The following is a 19,439-nucleotide window of genomic DNA, read 5'->3' as shown; positions in this document are numbered from 1 at the left end:
ACAGCAGCAGACTCACGGCCGACGCCCCGTCACCGCATCAAAAATGGTGCACTTTCATCCGTACGAGGTGGTGCACGTTCGCTTGTACGCCGACAGTTGCGGGCATGATGACGCACCTCCGATTTACCTCCCCCTCCGTTCGACCGTAGGCCTGGGGGGTTCGGTCGGCAACGCCGCTGTGGCGAACGGCTCTGTAAGGCCGGGCACTGAAAGTAGCGATGTGCGTTCACAGTGCGACGATCGCGGAGGCCTCTGAGTGCTCTGCCGTAGGCAGTGCGGGGTCTCAGGTGGAGGCATACCTCAGCCGGAGGGATTGGCGCGCTCCTGATGCCGGCGCGGTCAACTTTCGGGTCTACGCCGAGAAGTGGGTCGAGGAACGGGAGCTGGCCGTTCGCACGGAAGACCTGTACAAGCACCCTCTGCGGCTCCATATTCTGCCGGCCTTTGCGGAACTCGACCTGGACGGGATCACCGCTCCGCGCGTCCGTGAGTGGCGGGCGGAACGGCTCCGCAAGGGGGCGGGCAAGGAGTCGGCCGGCGAGCGGCGCATCGCCACCGTCGCCCAGGTCGATGCCCTCGCCGAGGCGATCGGTATCCGCCGGCGCCTCATGGTCTACCTCGGCGCCTACGGCCCGATGCGCCCGGAAGAGCTGGCCGGCCTCCGCCGCCGGACCTCCTTCGGACGGAAGTGGCGCCATGCCCGAGCCGCCGCCGGGCTCCCCGACGACTTCCGCTTCTACGACCTTCGCCACACCGGACACACGCTGTCCACCCGTTCCGGCGCCACCCTCAAGCCACAACGAGAGGCCCACCGGCAGCCAGCCGCGCCCTTATCGTGCGGGTGTGGTGCGCAACCCGCCCACAGGTCCAGACAGCAAAGAACCCCCGGGCCGCTGGCCTGGGGGCTTCTCATGGAGCGGGTGACGAGAATCGAACTCGCGCTGTCAGCTTGGGAAGCGACGGCGCTTCGGCGGCCAGACCGGCTGTGACCTGGGCCTATGCAAACTGGTGATGCTCTCGTGTGGGCGAGATGGCACCGCTGTTGACCGTAGTTATCCGTCCTGAAGGGCACGCCAAGGGCACGACCATGTAAGAGCGTGTGGGGCCCTGCGCGCACGTGCTCTACCGACCCCGGCACTACGTCGGTGCGAGGACCGGTTTCGGAAGATTCTTTGCGCGTGCGCAGGCGGGCGGGCGAACGGCTTCGAGTCCGTCATGGTGCACGCTCTGCCGGCTGCCGCACCGGTGCCGTCCCGGTCCTTGCAGGCGAGGGCCGCCGTCCGCCCTTCAGCGACTCCTGGAAACCCAGGAAGAAGGCTGAGCCCCGAACGAGGCAAGCACGTCGGGCCGTACGGGCGAGCCTGCTCACGCCTCTCGGGCCGCTGACCAGTGACAAAGCTCACGACTCCCCAGCAGACCTTTGCTCGGCCTTTGCGTAGCTCGCGGACGTGAAGGGGCGACGGCTAACTAGGGTCGAATGCCCGGGTAATCGACGGAGGGGGGAGACCTCAACTCATGGGCGACAGCGGCGAGGTACTCGACATCAAGATCGCCGACCTCAAGGCGACAGCGCCTCACTTTCACGATCAGAGCGTTGCCCTCGCGCAAGCGCTCACGAAGTTGAAGCGCGGGCTGGCTGCGGCCGGCGCTCCCTGGGGCGACGACGAGCAGGGCGAGAAGTTCCATAAGGTGTACGGCCCGCACGTCAAGCAGATCGAGCAGTCCACCCAGATCCTGGTTGAGGGCCTGGCCAGCATTCGCGAAGCCATGGTCGACATGGCTGACGGGCACATCGACAACGAAGAGCTGATCCGAGGCATGTTCAGCCGGATCCGCGTTGATCGCGACACCAAGGGCGATGGTAAGTGAGTGTCGCGGACAAGGCCCGCAAGGTCGTCCAGGACCTGACGGGCATGTGGTGGCCGGACGCCGATGAAGAGGGGTTGCGGGACGCCGCGAAGGTGTGGAGGAACTTCGCCGACGACGTCGACGATGTCACCTCCGGCGCCAACAAAGCAGCTCGCTCCATCATCGAGCACAACAAGGGCGAAGCCATCTCCGCCTTTGATGACCCGTACTGGCGCCGCTACTACCACGATGGGCAAGGCTGGCTGAAGGATCTGGCTGACGCCGCCCGCGACATGGCCAAGGCCCTGGACGCGTACGCGGATGCCGTGCACAGCGCGAAGAAGAAGCTGGAACACGAGCTGGAGATCGTCGGAGCCACCCTCGTCGCCGGTACCGCCCTGGCCATCTTCACCGCGGGCATCTCGGAGGGCGCGGCAGCAGCGGCCGCGGTCACTGTCGCGGACATGGCCGCCGGCCTGGGCATCGCAGTGACCGAGGAGATCGCCACCATCGCGGGCACCACCCTGGCCACGGCGGCCTTCGCCGGCGTCGAATCCATCACGGTGGATCTCGCCGTCACACAGCCCGTCTCTATCGCTTTGGGCGAGCAGAAGGGCGGACTCAGCCTCGATGAGGCACGGCAGGCCGGCGCGTACGGAGCCCTCACCGGTGGTCTCCTCGGAGGGGCCGGCGCCACTTACCGAGCCGTTCGCGCGGGAGGCTTGACCAGCTTTTTCGACAGCATCGACATCGATCTCCCCGGACCTCGCATGGCCCTGGCCGGGGTACCGGGTGATCTCGCGGCCGGCGACGCCTATGCGATGAGGGTCAGCGGCGCCGGCGGCGCCGCTACCGGACCGGGTAAGGGGCCGTGGCCTGTGGTCAGCGGTGTCAAGGGGCCCGCGGCTGGGAAGAGTCTCCTGCCTCCGAACGCTCGGCATACTGTCTCAGGGGCGGGGAGCGGCGAGATCAAGGAAGTGAACAGTGTCATCCTGCGAGGCTATGAGCGGCACGTCAATCAAGACGTCGCTGACATCGCTGCCGGCAATGCCACCTGGAGGGCGCAGATCAGCCGCTATGAGATCAACGGGCGCACGTACGAGGTCGAACCCTCCGGCAGGGTGTTCCCCGACAGCGGGGAGGGCATCGTCAAGCTCGACCGGAACGAGTACGCCGCGCTCCAGCAGATCGTCAAGGCCAAGGGTGACATCAGTGCGGCCCCGCAGCTGACCCGTGCCCCGCGCTTCGTGAACAACCCACAGGCCGTGCAGAAGGCCTTGGACATCTACAACGGGACCTATCCGTCATGACGTACAACTTCCTCACCGTAGAGCCTTTGAGCGTCGACGTTGTCGCTGCGGTACTTGCGCAGTGCCTGAGCGTCCGTGTGCAGGAGGTCGACGTCGCTGACGAGGACACTGACCAGGAGCTGCGCAACTGGGATGCCTTGGTGTTCTGCGACAAGGTCACGGTGCTGGGTGACGTGTCCGCGTCCCTGGACATCTATGTCCAGGAGTCCGTGCAACCGCAACCCAGCGAGCGCGACCTGGCGTCCGCCTTCGCCCGGGCGGCAGACACCGTGGTTCTCTTCCCCGCCGAAGAAGCGCCGCCGAGCGCGTACTGGCTGGCCAGGGAAGACGGTCTGGTCACGCGAGCACGCCTGTACGGTTCCGACGACGAACCTCGTTACACGATCGACCGGGTGGAGGATCCCGTCGGCCGACTGCCGCATGTCACGGTGGCCCGGATTCCGGAAGTGGTCCGCGAACTGAAGATCGCAACGCCACTCGCCGACGCCTTCGCCGCGAACTTGCGACGCATGCACCCGGACGAGGCCGGCACCTTGGGATCGCCGGCCTGGACGGCGAGCGATCGCCTTGGTGCGTGGGAAAAACTCGTCCGCCAGATGGAAGCCGCGTGGGCGCCTTCCGGTTGGTATCCACCGGACCTCTACGGTGAACGCCTCGAAGTGCGCGACGAACTGGAGCAGGTGCGCACTCGACTCCCGCAGGACCTTACTGTCTTGCTCCGGGACTCTCTTGCGTCTCTGGACGCCCTCTTCGCCGAGCTGACAGTCGATGACACCGGCGGTCTGCTCCGCAAGGAGCTTCTTCCGGCGGAGGGCGCCGCTTCGTCCCACGGATGGTGGTGGGACCGCCGCCCTGAACCTCTGCCCTGGTGATACGACGGACCGGTGGCGCCGACTGCGGTCCAGCCTGGCCGGACCCGGCCTTGAGACGTTCCGGGAGTGCCTTTGGCTCCGGGATGCGCCAGGCGGCGACGGTTCGGGGCGATCAGGCGGCTGCCATCCGGGCGGTACCAGGCGCGCTACCCCGGCCCGGACGGCGTGATACGTCCGGCTCCCGTCACCTTCGAGACGACGGCGGACGCTGACGACTGGCTCGCGGAGAAGCAGACCGAGATCCGTCGGGGCGAGTGGCGGGACCCGAACGCCGGTGCTGTGAGCTTCCGGCCCACGGCCGACAAGTGGGTGGAGGAACGGGAGCTGGCGCCGCTCACCAGGGACCTGTACCGCTACCTTCTCGACAAACACCTAGCCGCCTTCGCCGACGTGGACTTGGACGAGATCACGGCACCGCTCGTGCGCGAGTGGCGGGCCGAGCGGTTACGGCTGACTGGGGCCAAGACCATGACGGCCAAGGCGTACCGCCTCCTGAAAGCCATCAGGGAGAGAGCCGTTGACGACGAGCTGATCACGCGCAATCCGTGCCGGATCAAAGGCGCCGGCAAGGAGAAGGCGGCCGAGAGGCACATCGCCACTGTTACCCAGGTCGATGCGCTCGCCGAAGCTGTCGGGATGCGGTGGCGGCTGATGGTCTACCTCGGTGCCTATGGCCCGATGCGCCCGGAAGAGCTGGTCGGCCTTCGTCGCCGGGACGTCGACCTCGACACCCTTCGCGTTCGCGTTCGCCTCGCTGAGCCCGAGCGGATGAACGGACGACGCGTGCAGGACGACACCAGGTCGGAGGCCGGCACCCGGACTGTGATTCTTCCCGCGTGCCTCCGCCGGGAGCTGCGCTGGCACCTGGAGTCGTACGCCGAGCCGGGGCCGGCGGGCTGATCTTCGTGGGGGAGAAGGGCGCCCCCTTCCGCCGCAGCACCTTCGGGCGGAAGTGGCGTAAGGCACGGGAGACCGTCGGCATGCCGGAGGGCTTCCGGTTCTACGATCTACGCCACACCGGGCACACGCTCTCCACTCGGTCCGGCGCCACCCTCAAGGACACGATGGTCCGCGCCGGGCAGTCCTCCGAGAAGGCTGCGCTGATCTACCAGCACTCCGACGACGAGCGACAGGAAGAGGTCGCCGCCGGCCTCGACGCCACCGTTCGGAAGGCTCGGGCTGAGGCAGCGCAGAAGGCAGCCGACAAGCCTTCTGGCACGAATCTGGCACGCGGCGCCTGATCACCGCGCACAACAACAAGGCCCAGGTCTCCGACTTGGGCCTTCTTCATGGAGCGGGTGACGAGAATCGAACTCGCGCTCTCAGCTTGGGAAGCGACGGCGCTTGTTGAGCCGGATAGCTGCTGACCTGGGCATACGTGCTCTGGTGTGGATCCCGGGAGGGCAGGATCGCGCCGTGATTGACCGTGGTTTACCGGTCTTATGGGCACGCAATGGGCACGCCGTCGGGTTGGAGATGTAGAGGGTCTCTCTTGGGATCTGATGAGCGGCCGAGCCCTGGAAGCGAGCGCTCGCCGGGAGGCCGCCGTTGCGGGAGCACATGGAGAAGGGATCAGCGGCGGCCGAACAACTCGGGGCGGAGGTGGTTTGGAGCGACTCCCGCGATGCGGGCTTGTTCAGGGTGGACACCGCCGAGGCGATAGAGCGGGCCGACTTCGGGGAGAGGGTCCGCGAGGAGATGTCTGTCATCAGGGTGCGCGAAGGCCATGAAGTACGCCTGGGTCAGCATGCGCTTGTTGACCTCATCCGCTGCTTCGTGGCTCTCTTCCGGGGTGATCCGGAGGTGGGAGGGCCTGGCGGCGGCAGGGTGACTGAAGACCAGTAGGGTCCGCCGGCCCACAGGCATGACGATCTCATCGACTCTGGCCAGCCCTCGGTTCCGGGTGCTCTGGACCTGGATGAGAGTCCTGGTCTGTCGGATTTCTCGCTGTCCCCGGCGCCGACGACTCCGGGTCCGTCGGCGCGCCTGCGGGATCACGGGGTCAGGTTTGTCCTCTTCATCGTCGAACGTGACGATCGGCTCGTCACAGGTGAGTAGCGCGCCATCGGTTAGTTCGATCACGGTCAGCGGTCTGTTGAGCAGGTGCTCGGAAAGAGGCTCGGCCAGCTTGCCCATGAGGCTCACATGCTCGTTGGGATGGCTGGTGACTTCGAGCGTCCTGAAGTCGCGGAGTATGTCCCGGTAGGCGCCGACCTCTCGGCGCCCGGCACCGACGGGGGCATTCAACTGCATAATGCGGACGTAGAAGTCCGACATGAGCTCGATCTCGCGGCGCTTGCGGAGCCCGCGGACGTATTGGAAGGCCACGAAGACGCAGAGGTCCGTCTTGTCCTTGGGCGAGATCGGTCGTCCCCACGTCACGGCCGAGGTCACGCGGCGCAGCGCGCTCGCCGCGCTGCCCTCGACCTTCTGCAGCACCTGTTCCATGCGCCCGTCCGGCTCACCGTGGATGTTCTGGAATGTGTAGAAGTCCCTGATGGCCAGGTCGCTCTCCATGCGAAGCCCGGGCACGGAGGAGCGGCGGTCGCGGACCCACAGTTGATTCTGGGAGTTGGCGAACCTGCGAAGGTAGAAGGCGGGCACCGTGTGGTGCCGTGCCCCTACCTGCTGGCTCGGATCAGCGTTCTCCAGATCCCACTCGTCCATCCCACGAGCCTCGCACGAGGTACTGACATCGGGTACTGCGTTGTTTCACCCCTCCCTCGTACCGTCAGGAAGGTGGCCGTGCCGCCGGTAAGCCACTTCGTCGGGATGGAGACGAATGCGGCTGTGCCGCCAAGCAGTGTCGAAGGAGACGGTCCGCCGACTGGCCCGGACCAGACGCCAGGCGTGCCAACTGGTCCTCGGCGAGAGGACCCAGCGCCAGATGGCCGTGCTCATTGGCAGCTGCCACGGTCGTCAGCTGTTACCGACCCCGGTCCGCTCATGAGCCGTTCTCCGGAGCAGATGGGCCTGGATGCCCATTGACCAGGGCTTCTGCTTTCGCCGCGTGATCGGGGCGCTGCGCGTGACGCATGCCGGCAGCGAGGACCTCGTAGACCATGCGCCTTTGCGGTGGGTCCTGGAAGCTGTCGAGGAACTCCCGGATCACTTCGAGGGCCGCGTACTCGACAGTGCGCTCGGCTTCGGGGCGGTACTGGGAGAAGGCTTCAGTGATCTTGCGGAGGGTTTCCGGGCTCGGGAGGTTCTTCCAGTCGTCGGGTTGCTGCTCAATCCACCGTACGAGCAGCGCGGCAGGGTGGGTGAGTTCCTCCGCCATGGCTTCGGTGGTCTGTCGACGGAGAAGGTCGCTCGCCGCTTGGCGGCGCTGTGCGGCGAGCAACGATCTGACGGCCGCCTGATCGTCAGGAAGCAGATCCAGGGTGAGCACGGCCTCGTATTCGACGGGTGGCTCGGTGGCCAGCGACCGTCTGCTTGCGAGGTGGCGTCCGCACGTGTCTCGTGCGGTGGCGAGGTCAGCGGGATCGCACTTGCGTGAAACATCGTATGCCGCCTTGCGCAGGGTGGCCCTGATGGCTGCGGCGAGGTCGTCCGTCCTCTCTGGGTACGGGGGGTCGGTGATGACGGTGGCGGTGATCCGGGCGGTGAAGCCGATGCCCGGAACCTTGCTGGGCAGGCGGACCTCGAAGCGGGATAAGCGGCGCCGCAGCATTCGCCGCATGCGGCGCCGCGACCATCGGGAAAGAGTCACGGCTCAGGGCTCCGCGGTTTCAGAGCCGATGGGCGGCGTTTCGGTGAGGATCGGCAGGTGGAGGTCTTTACGGAGGGCGATGACGGGCTCGTCGTACTGGACGCCGGGCTCTCCGAAGACGAGGGCCGCCACCGGGCTGGTGTAGAGGTGCTCGGTGATGACCTGGCGGAGGACGTCGGTGACCAGATCGCGGGGGACCAAGCCCTCGGCTCGGACGTGTGCCCAGGCGACCATCAGGTCACGGCACTGGTTGGCGACACGGATGTCGGCCAGCGCGGCGTGCCAGCCCCGCAGAATGGCGGCCCTGACCTCCGGTGTGCGGTTCGCGGCTTCCATCAGCACCTGGAGGACGTAGGCGTCGTCCTGGGGGTCGAGCAGGGAGAGGAAGGCACGGTGTCCGGCCAGGTGACCATGCTGTGTGGCCCACTTGATGACCGTTTCCCACACCCGGGGCAGCTGGCCTGGCTGGACGGCCATGGCACGCACGGCCGTCTCCGCGGCTCGTACGGCGGTGTCCGGTTCCGGGCGGTCGAGGATGTGCCGCAGGCGCACGAGGGTCTGACGTGGATAGTGGGTGGCGAACTCGCCCTGGCAGACGAGGGCGACGACCTTGGCTACGGGCTCCTGGTCCGACTGGGCCCAGTCCAGCAGCCTTGTACGCACCTTCGCACCGAGAGCGTCGGCCAGCGCGGCCCTGGTGAAGACTCCGGCGATCAGCTCTTCATGTTGGGCGGTTGTGTTGCCGTTGCCGATCCAGGTGTGGATCTGGTCGATGATCCTGACGTCGTTCTCGGTGATGGCCAGCTCAACGAGCAGATCACTGATGACCGCCAGGCGGGACGCGCCGACTTCACCAGGTGCGGTGATGGTGTCGAGCCACTTGAGCAGGTGCCTGTGGATGTCGGGGCGCTGTTGCCAGAGGTGGTTCAGAACAGCCTGGGCGTAGCCGGGTTTGTGGTCGAAAGTGGCGTGGCGACCAGTCACTTCTGCGCCGACTGCGCGAAGCCGAGCGGAGAGGTCGGGGCCCGTGAGAATGGCCTCCACGTCGTTCTGCGGTTCCTTGCCCAGCAGGCGCCGAGAGGCATCTTGGATGGCGATGGCTTCGCTGCCGCTCAGGAAGAGGGTCGCGACCAGCAAGGCGCGGTCGGCGGCACCCGTCTCCTTGAAGACCGAGTTCACCTCTGTGCGCCACTGCTGGAAGGCAGACAGCGCTGTGTTCAGTCCCTCAGTGGAGTCCTCGGCCTGGGCGAGGTCGCTGGCCAGCCTGGCGGCGGCAGCGGGTGCTGAGGATTCCGACAACAGGTGTGCGGCCTGGCCCACCATGCCCGTGCCGTCGGGCTTGAGGGTGGTGTTGAGCCAGCGGACACGCTCGGGCTTGCCGTAAAGGAACTCAAGGTGCTTCTGCGCTACCCGATGCGGGGCCGGTCTGCTCTTCGCTCGGACGACGACCCGGCCCAGCGTTCCGGACGCTCCCTCGGGCCAGGAGTGCTCGTCTACGATGACGACGAGGTAGGAGCCGATCCGCCGAAGCCTCTCGCCGTGCGTCACCAGTGCCTGAGCGACCTCGGCGGGCTGCTCCCAGCCATTGATCTCCGCTCCGACATCCAGCAGATAGGCCGTGCCCGGTTGATCCGGCAGAGAGCCGATGTCCGGTTTCTCCTGCCTGTCCCAGTCGGGGCTGATGGCTTTCAGCGGGAGTCGCTCACCGTTGGCGTCTCGTTCGGCCCGGGACACCTGCCATAGGGCCCTGATGCCGGCGGTGCGCTTGCCGTAGCCGACGGCTCCGGAGATCACTGCCAGCGCTGGTCCGTCCGACGTCAGCAGAGATACCGCGTCGCTTGCCGTCATGACGGTACCGCCGCTGTGACCCGTGTCCACCCACGCTCTGCTTACGACGTCCAGCTCGACCTGGGGGATGTCGGCAACGGTGAGGCGCTGCTTCTCCACCATGGTGACATCGCCGCCGGCGATGATGATCTGCGATCTCTCCACGCTGTGGACGTCGACGCTCATCCTCGCCCGTTCCGGAGAGGCCGATGGCGGTGGTGGGGCGGTCGGGGGTGCCGGAGGCACGGGTGCTCCCGCGTCGGAGCCGGGCTCGGTCAGGTCGCTCACTTCTTGCCCTCCGGCATGCCGTAGGAGAAGTCGCCGGCGGTGGCTGAGCCTCCCGCGATGACCACCTGGCTGCCGGTGTTGCCACGCACGCTCACGTGCCCCCAGACTTCCTCGGCCTCGTCAGACTGGTCCACCAGGCTTTTGAGCTCAGCTGCCGCGTCGGGGTTCTTCTGCAGGAACGCGGCCAGCTGGATCATCAACTCCTGCTCCAAGGTCTGCGCGATGCCGGCACGCTCGCCGTCGGGGCTTCCGGCCAGCCGATTACGTGCGGCGTCCAGCAGACGCAGCTCCTGCTCGGCCGTTTCCTCGCCACCCCTGCGGAAGAGCCGGGCCATCGCTGCACGGACCGTCTCCCAGCTGCTCTTGGCCATCTCGGCCACCAACACCGCGGCCCCACCGGTGGCCACCTGCATGACGTTCAGTGCATCACCCATGATCAATCCCCCCTGATGCTGTGGATTGGCGACATATGCCAGCACAGCGTGCGGAGATCGTTAGACCACCTCAATCGAAATGCATTGCCTCGTCTGGAAACGATTGATGGGAAAATGGTCTGAATCGAGTCATGCAGGACGACGGACCCATCTCCTCCGGATCTGCCTGCGGGAGTAGATGTCCTGGTTGTGACGGTGGCTACTCCATTCGAGCGAGGGGCTTACCAGCCAGGGCAGGAGGGCTCTGGGGCACCGGAATTTGGCGGGTTTGCTTCTCTTCGGTGCCGCGCGGGCCAGGCAGGGGGAAGGCGAACTTCAGACCACTGACCTGGTCCCGGAATCGGCCGTCAGGCGGCGTGCCTGCCAGGACGTTCGAGGTGCGAGCGCCCAGCGCGCGAGCGAGAACCGTATGCGGCCAAGACCGGCCCTCATGTCTGTTGGGTTCGTGCCCTTCTTTGTCCTCCGGCGAGTCTCGCGATGCGGTTGGCCTTGTCGGGCCTGATCAGCCTGCGATCAACGAAGGGAGTGGCAGAGGCACCCTCTGCCGACGAAGGCGGTGGAAGTGCCAGGAAGAGTTGCAGGCGTCCGAGTGATCGTTGTGCTCGGATGGGGCGTGCTCGCGTATCGTCCGTGGGGTGATTGATGCCACCGTGGCGGCCCGAAGCGATATCGCCGAGAGCGTGCTCGGAGAGTTGATCGATGCCTTCGGTCTCGGAGAGGTGCGGGAGCGGCGCTATCTCGCTGACGGGCTGATGAACGCGAACTGGAGGCTGGACACCCCGGTCGGGCAGTTCGCTTTGAAGCGGGTCACGGATGTCTCGCTGGAGCGGTTGCAGCGCAATCTTGGCGTGCTGGCGGCCCTCGGTGCCGACGGCGTCCCGGTGAGTGCCCCTGTCCCCACGATCTCGGGGTCGCCGGTGGCCCAGGCCGACGGTGGCGCCTGGTGCCTGTTCCCGTGGGTGGTCGGCTCCCATGTGCGGGGTGTCGATCTCACCTTTTCCCAGGTGAGCGCACTGGGCGCGCACCTGGGATGTCTGCATGTGAGCCTGGGCAGGGCCTGTGGTCGGGGGCTGCTGTCCGGTGTGCCAGAGACGATCACCGCGGACGTCACCTCGCCGGAGCGAGCGGTGGAGAAGGCCGAGCGGCTGGCCGCCGCCGTACGCGACAAGGGCACAGGCAGCGACTTCGACCGAGCAGCCGCTGTCGCCTTGGAGCACCGGCGGGCCCTCGTCTCCAAGTACGCCGATCATCGTCCGCGATCTGCGACGCCTGAAGGTGATCACGGGTGGACGCATGGTGACGTGCAGTACCGGAATCTGCTCTGGGAAGGCGGGGAACTTGCCGCCATCCTGGACTGGGACCGGATCGCGGTGCGCCCGTACGCGGAAGAGGTCGTACGGACGGCGCAGGTGCAGTTCGGCGTGGGCGGGGTATTCGACCTCGCGCGGGTCTCCGCGTTCGTCGAGGGGTATCGGTCGGTGGTGCCGCTGGAGCCGTCTGCTCTGGTGGATGGTGCTCGTCGGCTGTGGTGGAAGCGGATGACCGACTTCTGGCAGCTGGAGTTCCACTACGACCGCGGTGACTTCTCCTTCGATGAGCTGTTCACCGCGGACGAGGCGTTGCTGCAGTGGTGGACGGACCGGCTGGATCAGGTCGAGGGCGCGTTCGCCGCAGGGTAGATCCCGAGGCGTTCGAGGTCCAGCAGACGGGGGCGGGTGAAGGCGGTCGCTCGTTGCCGAGCTGCCTCTCCCAGGGCGTGGTGGTCGGCGGCGCGGAGGGCCTCCACCCACTCCTCCGCGCCGGCCTCGGCGGAGATCACGATCCCCGTGTTGCCCAGGGCTTCGGGGATGCCGCCCCGGTCGGTGCCGATGCTCGGGGTCCCGTGCAGGGCAGCCTCGATGATCACGCGGGGGAAGGCGTCCTCCACCGCGGACGGCACGAGCAGGAGGCGGTGGCTGCGGTAGAGGGGACTCATGTCGTAGACCCTGGGCACGTAGGTCACGTTGGGGTAGTCGGCGAACTCCTCGGCGGTGTTCCACCAGCCTTCCACCAGGGTGAAGCGCTGCTCGGGCATGCCTCGGATGAGCTGGTGCAGGAGGTCGGCGCCTTTCGCCGGGATCGGGTTGACCATGAGCACGGCCCTGGTTCGCTCGCGGCGGCGCTGCCCCGGCTCCGGCAGTGTGAAGGGCGGGTACAGGACGGACAGCTGGGTGCCGTCGGTCCGGGGCGCACGTCGGAGAACGAACTGGGAGACGGCCAGTCCATGGTGTGGGCGCCCGGCGAGCACGTCGAGTCCCGTCTTGGAGACTGAGTGCAGGATGCCTGCGACGAGGGCGGTGGGCCGGGTTTGGGCGGCGATGTCGGCCGCACCTTCCTGTGAGGTGAACACCACGTCCGGCCGCACCCGGGCCAGAATGCGCCGCAGAGCTGACATGATCTTCTGCTGCGGCACTGCGATGCAGTCCACTCCTTTCCACCTGTAGCGCAGCTCCTCCTGGGACTCCTCATACGCGGTGTCGTGCTGGTCGAGGAAGGTCCGCACTTGGGCGATCTGTGGGGTCTGGTCCCAGGGTGCTTGGTGGGAGCCGAGGTAGACCGTGCGCCATCCGGCTGCCGCGAGTTCCTCGGCGAGGAGTTGCTGGGTGACCTCGGCTCCGCCGATGAGGAACGGAGGCGGGGTACGCCGCCAGGCGAAGAGGGCTGTGGGCATCGGCCGGTCACCGGGTCCAGTACGTGACGAGGGCCTCCACCGCTTGCGCGACCGCCTCCGGGCTGGCGTCGGCGGGGATGACGGTCACTTCCCGCGACACCGGTGGCTGCGCTGCGGAGACGAAGTAGTCCCGCGTGTGGGTGAGGAACGCTCGCTCGTGGAGGAAGTACTCGGACTCCGCCGCCGCGTGCCCGGCCTCCTTGCGGCGCAGGCTCAGCTCTTCGGCCGGCACGTCGAGGTAGAGGGTGTGGTGGGGGCGCAGGAACGGCAGCTCCTGGAGGCGGTCGCGCAGGCGGTGGTGGATGTCGTAGCCGAACAGGGCGTCGAGCGCGTGGGCGTGGGCCAGGAGGGTGTCCACCGAGCGGTCGAGGAGGACGACGGGCTTGGAGCTGGCGAGTGCCTGGCGCACGCGAGCGCCTTCGATGCCCATGAAGGTCTCGAACGCGGCGAGTTGTTCGGCTGCGGACGTGGAGTGGGCGGGCGGGATGTCGGTGCGACGGGCGATGTGCTGGACGTAGCAGTCCGAGACGAAGGCCCGCTCCTGGATGCCGCGCGTGCACAGGTGGCGAATGGCGGTGGACTTCCCGGCGTACGACGGCCCTTCGAGCGCGATGATCTTCACTGCGACTCCGTCCGGTAGAAGCGTTCGGCGAAGGCTCCCGTGCCGCTCAGGAGGTCGGCCGCCGTGGTCCAGGCGTGCCGGATCGGCCGGTACATCTTCCGCGCGGGGTGCATCTGCGAGCCGTGCATGTGCAGCACCGTGACCTTGTCGAGCACGACGTCGGTGATGTCGACGAGCTCGGGGAGCAGGGAGGAACCGGTGCGTGCTCGGAAGAGGTGCTGGTCGCAGCCGGCCAGGGCGTAGGTGGGCCAGAAGGCGAGGTCTTCCCAGAACCAGCGGCATCCGAGTCGTACGGCTGCCGCGTGTACGAGGAGGTGGTCGGGGTGGCGGGTGACGGCGGCCGGGGCGAGGAGTTCGGCGTCGGGGTGGGCTTCGGCGATCTCGCGGAGCTCGTCCGTGATCCGGTCCAGACGGTCCTGGTCGAACGGGCGGTACGGGGGTTCGGCGTCCCTGTGGCCGAGGAGGATCCGGTCGGCCGCCAAGGGCGCCAGGGCGGCGGCGCCTTCCCGGTTGCGCAGGTCGGATACGACGGACTCGGTGCCGTAGGCGTCTTCCAGGGTCGGGTGGACGCTGGTGGAGCGGGTGAACACCGTGGTCACGGTGAGCGGTCGGGGATGGGCGAGGAAGGTGCCGGAGGCGGACAGGGCGAAGTCGTCGTGGTGCGGCTCGATGACGAGCACGGGGCGGCCGGCCGGGCGGCGCATCTCGATGAGGTAGCGCTGCCCGCTGTGCGGGGCCTTGAGCTCGATGATCCGGTGGTCGTGTGCGCGGTGGCGTTCGGCCAGCTGCTCGGTCCACTGCCGGTGGGCGTGCATGAGGTCGTCGGGGAAGGTGTAGATCCCTTCCGCATCCGGTACGGGCAGCGTCACGGTCATGGTGGGCTCCGAGGTCATCGGACGGTGGTCTCGTACCAGTGGCGCCACATGCGTGGGGAGCTGAGCCGCAGCCGGGCGGTGACGGGGTTCTGCCACCACAGCATCCGGAGGCTGGACCACTGGTCGTAACGGCGGGTGGAGGGGCGTACGCGCAGCTCGTCGAGGATCACGACCAGTGCGTTCGTGCTGCGGCCGTGTGCCGTTAGGCGGCGGAAGAACTCGACGTCCTCGCTCATGAACAGGTCGTCGCGGTATCCGCCGATCTCCTGGAAAGCAGCGGCCGTGGCGAACTGGGCGACGCCTTGCGCGCCGCCGTGCGTTTCCCGGTAGTGGTCCCAGTAGGCACAGAGCAGCCGCGCGCCGAGCCGCTCGGGGGTGTACAGGGGCGGGATGGCCCCGCCGACGGCGCCGCTGTCCATGGCGGTGGCCGCGGCGGTGATCGCCTCCATGGGCAGAGCGACGTCGGCGTCCGTGAAGAACAGCCTGCGGCCCTCGGCGGCAGCCGCGCCGGCGTTGCGGACCCGGCCGATATTGCGGACGGTCTCGCTGATCACTCGGACGCCGAACGAGGCGGCCATGTCGGCAGTGGCGTCGGTGGAAGCGTTGTCCACCACGACCACCTCCCCTCGTTCGCCGCTCGTCTCCTCCCAGCGTTCGAGGGACGAGAGGACGGTGGGCAGGTAACGAGGCAGGTAGGCGGCTTCGTTGTGGGCTGGAATGACCACCGTCAGTCCAGGGCTGGTCATCGCTGTGTGCCTTCCCTTCGGGCCGTGCGGAAGAGGTGCGGTGTCTGACGGGCCAGGTCGGCCAGGCGGTCCGACCACAAGTGGCGGCTGGTGCCGGGCGTGGCGTGAACCCAGCAGCGCGCCGTGTGGACGACCACCCACGCCGAGAGCCGGGTGTCGTCCAGGGGCGCCGCGTAGGCGTCGAGCAGGGTGCGGCGGTCCCATGGAGTGTGGGCCGCGGTCATGACGAGGGCGTGAGCGACGTCTGCCTCTCGTAGGCCGGGCGCGGCATCGGTGAAGTCGACCAGATAGCGCGTGCCGTGCGGGCCGGAGAGGACGACGTTGTCGAAGTGGATGTCGCCGTGGCACCACACGCTGGGTGCTCGTTCCGCTGTGTCGGCGATGACGGCGAGAGCAGGGCCGATCTGATTCAGCAATTCTGGAGGGCAGCGGCGGGTCAGAGGGGAGAACGAGTCGAAGAACGGGCGGCGGGGCACTACCTGCTCGACAGGTGCTCGGTGCAGGCGCGCGAGGAGGCTGCCGAGGTCTTTGAGGGCTTGGGCATGCGGAATGCGGCCGGAGCGCACGGAGACCCCAAGTGTGTGCCCGCCGAGGTCGCAAGTGATGAGCGCGGTGGCTCCCTCGCTGGAGATGGTGCCGCTACCGAGCACCTGCGGGACAGGCACAGTGACGCCGGCCGCGCGGATGGCGACGGCCTCGGTCAGCGCGTTGCGGCGGGCGGTGTGGTCGTGCAGCTTCACGATCACTCTGCGGCCGTCGCGGAGGCCGGCCCGGAACACGGCCGTCCGGGAGCCCGCCGACAGGCGCTCCGCGGTCCGGGCAGGTGTTCCGAGCAGGGTGCTGCATGCGCGGGAGACCATCGCGGGCGGCGTAGTCATCGAAGCCCCACCGGCTCGGGATGGGCGGCGCCCAGCGCACGGACGTGCCGCAGGGTCCGCTTCAGAAGAGTGCGGTACTCCTGCACGTCCTCCGTACTAGGACACGCCGCCTGCCAGGGCTTCTCTGGGCCTACGAAGTGGAGCAGGCGCGCGGCCGGGTCCGACCGCAGGGGTCGGGTGACGACGCGGTGCACCCAGTTGCCGCGTTCGAGGTACCGGCCTACTTCGAACCGGTTGTAAGCAGCGTCGACCGCTCGCACGCGGCCGGCGTGGAGGAGCCACAGGTTCAGGGCGTCCTGGTCGTTGTGGAGGATGTGTCGGTGGTGTCTGACCAGGGCCTGCTCGACGCCCTGACGGATCCGCGGCAGATCGGCGGTGTGAGCCCACAGGAGACCGGCGTTGTAGTAGGGACGGTCCCTCAGAAGCGGCCAACGTTCCGCGGCACCCGGCAGGGCGGGACAGCGGCCGACTGCCGGGTTGAACTCGTCGCGTACGGCGCCGACCTCGCCAGGGCGGAGAGCGTCGAGCGGGGTGGTCAGGTCGCCGCGGACCAGAACATCGGCGTCTACATAGATCAGGTACGGGCGGCGGACGAACTCGGGTGTGAACTCGAATCGCAGGTAGGTGGTGACGGTGATGTACGAGGCGTCCGCCATCTGAGCGGAGCGCAGTGGGGAGCGACGGGCCAGGGCGAACGAGCCGAAGCCGACCCGCTTGGCGAGGTCGGCCAGGAGCAGCATCTCGGACGCTCCCAGGTCGAAGCTGAGGAGGCGCAGCGCCGCGGACTCGCGGGCGCTGGGGCTGAGACTGTCCGCCAGGGAGGCGATCGTGGCGAGGCCGGGGGTGAGGTAGTGCCGGTCGATGCAGATGCCGAATGCGTACACGGCGAGTCCGCCTTCCGGGCGTGGTGGAGGGAAAAGATCTGGCGATGAGCTGTGAGTCGTCGATGTCCGCGCACCGTGCGGCTGAGGAGCGCCGACAGCGGCGAGCAGGACTAGAACGCGCCGTCGGCCTCGTCCGGGCTGGCGTCCGGCTGGCTGACTGTCGGCCCCTGGCCGGCGGCGAGGTCCTGATGGTCGTTCGTAATCAGCGTGCCGAGCGTGACTGCGGCAGCGAGATGGCCGGTGAACCACACGCCGATGCAGAACCGCTCGACGGAATCGACGGCCCCGCCAGGGGCCTTGTGGCGGCTGCGCATCAGGTGGTCTTCTCTCGGCTCAGGCGTTCTGTGCGCGTCTCGATGACGTGGAGGGTGTCCGGCTCGTCCGTCTCCCACTGAATCGTGGGGCTGCCCGACTCGGGCCGCAGGACCCAGTCGGTGTCCTGCCTGATGTCGGTGACGATGGCGTGACGTCCGTCAGCGTCCTCGACCAGGTCACCGACCTCCGCCCGTGCCCGGGTCACGAGGCGGCTCCCGGCACGAGGTCTCCCCACAGCCACCAGCCTGAGGAGGCTTCGAGCAGGATGCGGCGGCGTTCGTGCTGCGCCGGGGTCTGGCGGGCCGGCGGCGACGTCGCCTCGGCGAGGAAGCCGCCCCGGTCACGGATGAGGACGCCGAGCGCAGCGAACTGACCGGCTTCTTCAGCGAGGTGGGTGATTCCGGCGACGACGATGCCGCGGATCAGACCGGAGGACAGTGCGCTCGTGACAGCCGCCCAAGCCGGGCGGGCGTCCAAGGGCACGCTCGGGTCGTCATCGGACCAGGTGCCGGCCACATGCCAGTGCCGGGCGTCGGCGTATTGGCGTGCGCGGCGCTCGGCCTCGCGGACAGCGGCCGACTCGGCCGCACAGGAGTAGACGGCAACCGGTACGTGTCCGATGCCGCCGGATGGGGATTTCGGCATGCGCTCAGCGTGCTGCCGATCCTGTGCGCGGGACAGGCACGGCTCGTGGCGGCGCCAGGAACTCGTGTGGCGATGGGCTGCCACGTCCCGTGCTGTTGCGCTGTCGTCCTGCGGCAGGACTGCCATGGAGCGTGGCAGTGGGGCTGATGGCAGCTTCCGGGCTGCTACGGGGCGTGGCGGTGGGCGGTCAGCGCACGGCGAGGGGCACACCGGCTGCGTGGGCGAGCCCACGGAGCCGCGCAACGGACACGCCCGCGAGGCGAGAAATGATCACTCCAGGGAGCATTTGGTGCCGCACCCACCCCGGCGCCATGCCGCAGACCTTTTCCAGGGTGTCGGCAGCCTGGTCCCATCGGCGGCAGTCCACGTGCGTCAACGCTACGTCGAGGCCGTACCGGGCCCGAGTGGCGAGGGGCACCGTCTCGTCCAGCCGGATGGTGTCCATGAGCCGGAGCGCACCGCCGGTGTCGCCGAGGGCGACGGCGATGCTCATCGCCTGCGTGGCGGCGTAGAGCGGCCCGAAGGGCTGGGCATGCCGACCACGAGCATGCTCCGCCCCGAGGCGGGCGCCGACTGCGTGCGCCTGAGAGAGGTACTCCCGCGCGGTGTCCGGCGCGGCGCCACCCCGGGATGCCGCCACAGCAGCGTTCGTGACGAGCTGCCCGTACACCGACAGCCGGTCCGGATCATGCTCGGACATCTTCGGCTCGATCCGGTCGGCCTGCGCGGCGGCGAGCGCGAAGCCCTGCGCGGTCCGCCCGTCGCGGAGATTCACCCACGCTGTGGTGGCGGCCAGGTGGGCATCCCTCAGATCGTCGCCGGCCTGGACGGCGATCTGCCGGCCGTAGGTGAGTGCCGCGTAGGCCAGGTCCCGTGAACCCCACACGTTCGCAGCCATCCCGGCAGTCTGGAAGACATCGGCCAGGACGCCGGCCGCTGCCTCCCACTCGCGAGCGTCCGCAGCGTCGTACCGGGCGCGGGCTTCGGGCAGCAAGGCACCGAGCAGCGCACCGAGTTCGGTGTAACGGCCCGCCCAGTAGGCCGCATCAGCACGCCGAACGACAGCACGCAGCTCCTCCACGGTGCCCGGCTCACTGTCGGTGGGAATGCCGATCGCGGCGTCGTGCGTGGCAGCAGACAGCGCGCGCAGCGCTGCGCGCTCGTCACGGTCCATGGCGCGACGGGGCGCCTGCTGGCCGAGAAGGACGGCGATGTCCGTCCCGAGGGCGGAGGCGATGGACAGAAGCGAAGGAAGGGAAGCGGTGCCGCCCCGTTCCAGCTTGCGCACGACACCAACGGAAACGTTGGCGGCTTCTGCCAACTGCTCCTGCGTCATGGGGCCACGCAGCCTCTTGATGCGTTCAGCGGTGCTGTACTCGGACCACTGCATGGCAGCAACTCCTCCCCGTCCGGCCAGGCACGGACCGTACCCACTGCTTTACGACGGGCAACACCCATGGGTACTACAGGAGC

The 19,439-nt window shown here is 68.0% G+C and carries 18 protein-coding genes and 2 pseudogenes; 6 read left to right on the top strand and 14 right to left on the bottom strand.

Annotated features, from left to right (window positions below; all coding sequences use genetic code 11):
- Positions 1–281: 281 nt before the first annotated feature.
- The 5 genes and pseudogenes from ABZV94_RS12415 to ABZV94_RS12395 all read left to right on the top strand — a co-directional run.
- A pseudogene (locus ABZV94_RS12415) lies at positions 282–794 on the top strand (hypothetical protein); the annotation flags it as partial.
- A gap of 721 nt (positions 795–1,515) precedes the next feature.
- Positions 1,516–1,869 carry a hypothetical protein gene (locus ABZV94_RS12410; RefSeq protein ID WP_356340032.1) on the top strand — a complete coding sequence of 118 codons (354 nt, stop codon included), beginning with the start codon at positions 1,516–1,518 and terminating at the stop codon, positions 1,867–1,869.
- Complete coding sequence (locus tag ABZV94_RS12405; protein WP_356340030.1) at positions 1,866–3,158, top strand: hypothetical protein; 1,293 nt, start codon at positions 1,866–1,868, stop codon at positions 3,156–3,158. Before ABZV94_RS12410 ends, ABZV94_RS12405 begins: the two co-directional genes overlap by 4 nt.
- The gene (locus ABZV94_RS12400; RefSeq protein WP_356340028.1) at positions 3,155–4,030 is read left to right on the top strand and encodes a hypothetical protein; all 876 of its coding nucleotides are present in this window, start codon (positions 3,155–3,157) and stop codon (positions 4,028–4,030) included. Before ABZV94_RS12405 ends, ABZV94_RS12400 begins: the two co-directional genes overlap by 4 nt.
- 72 nt (positions 4,031–4,102) lie before the next feature.
- Positions 4,103–5,271: pseudogene (locus tag ABZV94_RS12395) on the top strand (tyrosine-type recombinase/integrase).
- Positions 5,272–5,602: 331 nt separating this feature from the next.
- Here the strand turns inward: ABZV94_RS12395 and ABZV94_RS12390 are convergent.
- The 4 genes from ABZV94_RS12390 to ABZV94_RS12375 form a co-directional block, all read right to left on the bottom strand.
- On the bottom strand, positions 5,603–6,697 hold the full coding sequence (locus ABZV94_RS12390; RefSeq protein ID WP_356340026.1) for a DUF4238 domain-containing protein: 1,095 nt from the start codon (positions 6,695–6,697) through the stop codon (positions 5,603–5,605).
- Positions 6,698–6,974: 277 nt separating this feature from the next.
- Positions 6,975–7,712: a hypothetical protein gene (locus ABZV94_RS12385; RefSeq protein ID WP_356340024.1), complete on the bottom strand. Its 738-nt coding sequence runs from the start codon at positions 7,710–7,712 to the stop codon at positions 6,975–6,977.
- A 33-nt stretch (positions 7,713–7,745) separates the two neighbouring features.
- Positions 7,746–9,755 carry a hypothetical protein gene (locus ABZV94_RS12380; protein WP_356340022.1) on the bottom strand — a complete coding sequence of 670 codons (2,010 nt, stop codon included), beginning with the start codon at positions 9,753–9,755 and terminating at the stop codon, positions 7,746–7,748.
- A 98-nt stretch (positions 9,756–9,853) separates the two neighbouring features.
- A complete protein-coding gene (locus tag ABZV94_RS12375; RefSeq protein ID WP_356340019.1) occupies positions 9,854–10,291 on the bottom strand; it encodes a hypothetical protein in 438 nt (145 codons plus the stop codon).
- Between the two features lie 635 nt (positions 10,292–10,926).
- Between ABZV94_RS12375 and ABZV94_RS12370 the strand changes: the two genes are divergently transcribed.
- A complete protein-coding gene (locus ABZV94_RS12370; RefSeq protein ID WP_249400220.1) occupies positions 10,927–11,970 on the top strand; it encodes a phosphotransferase in 1,044 nt (347 codons plus the stop codon).
- On the opposite strand, the gene ABZV94_RS12365 is transcribed toward ABZV94_RS12370, so the two are convergent.
- The 10 genes from ABZV94_RS12365 to ABZV94_RS12320 all read right to left on the bottom strand — a co-directional run bounded on the left by ABZV94_RS12365 (position 11,940) and on the right by ABZV94_RS12320 (position 19,356).
- On the bottom strand, positions 11,940–13,001 hold the full coding sequence (locus ABZV94_RS12365) for a glycosyltransferase (RefSeq protein WP_356340016.1): 1,062 nt from the start codon (positions 12,999–13,001) through the stop codon (positions 11,940–11,942). The genes ABZV94_RS12370 and ABZV94_RS12365 overlap by 31 nt on opposite strands.
- Positions 13,002–13,008: 7 nt before the next feature.
- A complete protein-coding gene (locus ABZV94_RS12360) occupies positions 13,009–13,623 on the bottom strand; it encodes a hypothetical protein (protein ID WP_356340014.1) in 615 nt (204 codons plus the stop codon).
- A complete protein-coding gene (locus ABZV94_RS12355; RefSeq protein ID WP_249400219.1) occupies positions 13,620–14,516 on the bottom strand; it encodes a PIG-L family deacetylase in 897 nt (298 codons plus the stop codon). Before ABZV94_RS12355 ends, ABZV94_RS12360 begins: the two co-directional genes overlap by 4 nt.
- Positions 14,513–15,244 (bottom strand): glycosyltransferase, encoded by a 732-nt coding sequence (locus ABZV94_RS12350; RefSeq protein ID WP_171154399.1) that lies wholly within the window; start codon positions 15,242–15,244, stop codon positions 14,513–14,515. Before ABZV94_RS12350 ends, ABZV94_RS12355 begins: the two co-directional genes overlap by 4 nt.
- Complete coding sequence (locus tag ABZV94_RS12345; RefSeq protein WP_356340011.1) at positions 15,241–16,122, bottom strand: phosphotransferase; 882 nt, start codon at positions 16,120–16,122, stop codon at positions 15,241–15,243. The genes ABZV94_RS12350 and ABZV94_RS12345 overlap by 4 nt, the downstream gene beginning before the upstream one ends.
- A complete protein-coding gene (locus ABZV94_RS12340) occupies positions 16,119–17,006 on the bottom strand; it encodes a glycosyltransferase (RefSeq protein WP_356340009.1) in 888 nt (295 codons plus the stop codon). The genes ABZV94_RS12345 and ABZV94_RS12340 overlap by 4 nt, the downstream gene beginning before the upstream one ends.
- A 110-nt stretch (positions 17,007–17,116) precedes the next feature.
- Positions 17,117–17,320 carry a hypothetical protein gene (locus ABZV94_RS12335; RefSeq protein WP_171154395.1) on the bottom strand — a complete coding sequence of 68 codons (204 nt, stop codon included), beginning with the start codon at positions 17,318–17,320 and terminating at the stop codon, positions 17,117–17,119.
- On the bottom strand, positions 17,320–17,526 hold the full coding sequence (locus tag ABZV94_RS12330) for a hypothetical protein (protein WP_171154393.1): 207 nt from the start codon (positions 17,524–17,526) through the stop codon (positions 17,320–17,322). The genes ABZV94_RS12335 and ABZV94_RS12330 overlap by 1 nt, the downstream gene beginning before the upstream one ends.
- Positions 17,523–18,092, bottom strand: a complete 570-nt coding sequence (locus ABZV94_RS12325) for a hypothetical protein (RefSeq protein ID WP_356340007.1) — start codon at positions 18,090–18,092, stop codon at positions 17,523–17,525. The genes ABZV94_RS12330 and ABZV94_RS12325 overlap by 4 nt, the downstream gene beginning before the upstream one ends.
- A gap of 61 nt (positions 18,093–18,153) precedes the next feature.
- Positions 18,154–19,356: a helix-turn-helix transcriptional regulator gene (locus ABZV94_RS12320; protein ID WP_356340006.1), complete on the bottom strand. Its 1,203-nt coding sequence runs from the start codon at positions 19,354–19,356 to the stop codon at positions 18,154–18,156.
- Between the last annotated feature and the right edge of the window lie 83 nt (positions 19,357–19,439).

The sequence above is a fragment of the Streptomyces sp. NPDC004658 genome (assembly GCF_040609555.1).
Lineage (GTDB): Bacteria > Actinomycetota > Actinomycetes > Streptomycetales > Streptomycetaceae > Streptomyces.
The sequence above is the reverse complement of the archived record's forward strand: the minus strand, read 5'-3'. Positions and strand labels throughout refer to the sequence as shown.

What these genes read in the sequence shown, in the direction of transcription:
- ABZV94_RS12410 (WP_356340032.1), top strand. Translation starts at nt 1,516, where the DNA reads ATGGGCGACAGCGGCGAGGTACTCGACATCAAGATCGCCGACCTCAAG.
- ABZV94_RS12400 (WP_356340028.1), top strand. Translation starts at nt 3,155, where the DNA reads ATGACGTACAACTTCCTCACCGTAGAGCCTTTGAGCGTCGACGTTGTC.
- ABZV94_RS12390 (WP_356340026.1), bottom strand. Translation starts at nt 6,697, where the DNA reads ATGGACGAGTGGGATCTGGAGAACGCTGATCCGAGCCAGCAGGTAGGG.
- ABZV94_RS12385 (WP_356340024.1), bottom strand. Translation starts at nt 7,712, where the DNA reads ATGCGGCGAATGCTGCGGCGCCGCTTATCCCGCTTCGAGGTCCGCCTG.
- ABZV94_RS12380 (WP_356340022.1), bottom strand. Translation starts at nt 9,755, where the DNA reads ATGAGCGTCGACGTCCACAGCGTGGAGAGATCGCAGATCATCATCGCC.
- ABZV94_RS12375 (WP_356340019.1), bottom strand. Translation starts at nt 10,291, where the DNA reads ATGGGTGATGCACTGAACGTCATGCAGGTGGCCACCGGTGGGGCCGCG.
- ABZV94_RS12365 (WP_356340016.1), bottom strand. Translation starts at nt 13,001, where the DNA reads ATGCCCACAGCCCTCTTCGCCTGGCGGCGTACCCCGCCTCCGTTCCTC.
- ABZV94_RS12355 (WP_249400219.1), bottom strand. Translation starts at nt 14,516, where the DNA reads ATGACCTCGGAGCCCACCATGACCGTGACGCTGCCCGTACCGGATGCG.
- ABZV94_RS12350 (WP_171154399.1), bottom strand. Translation starts at nt 15,244, where the DNA reads ATGACCAGCCCTGGACTGACGGTGGTCATTCCAGCCCACAACGAAGCC.
- ABZV94_RS12345 (WP_356340011.1), bottom strand. Translation starts at nt 16,122, where the DNA reads ATGACTACGCCGCCCGCGATGGTCTCCCGCGCATGCAGCACCCTGCTC.
- ABZV94_RS12335 (WP_171154395.1), bottom strand. Translation starts at nt 17,320, where the DNA reads ATGCGCAGCCGCCACAAGGCCCCTGGCGGGGCCGTCGATTCCGTCGAG.
- ABZV94_RS12325 (WP_356340007.1), bottom strand. Translation starts at nt 18,092, where the DNA reads ATGGCAGTCCTGCCGCAGGACGACAGCGCAACAGCACGGGACGTGGCA.
- ABZV94_RS12320 (WP_356340006.1), bottom strand. Translation starts at nt 19,356, where the DNA reads ATGCAGTGGTCCGAGTACAGCACCGCTGAACGCATCAAGAGGCTGCGT.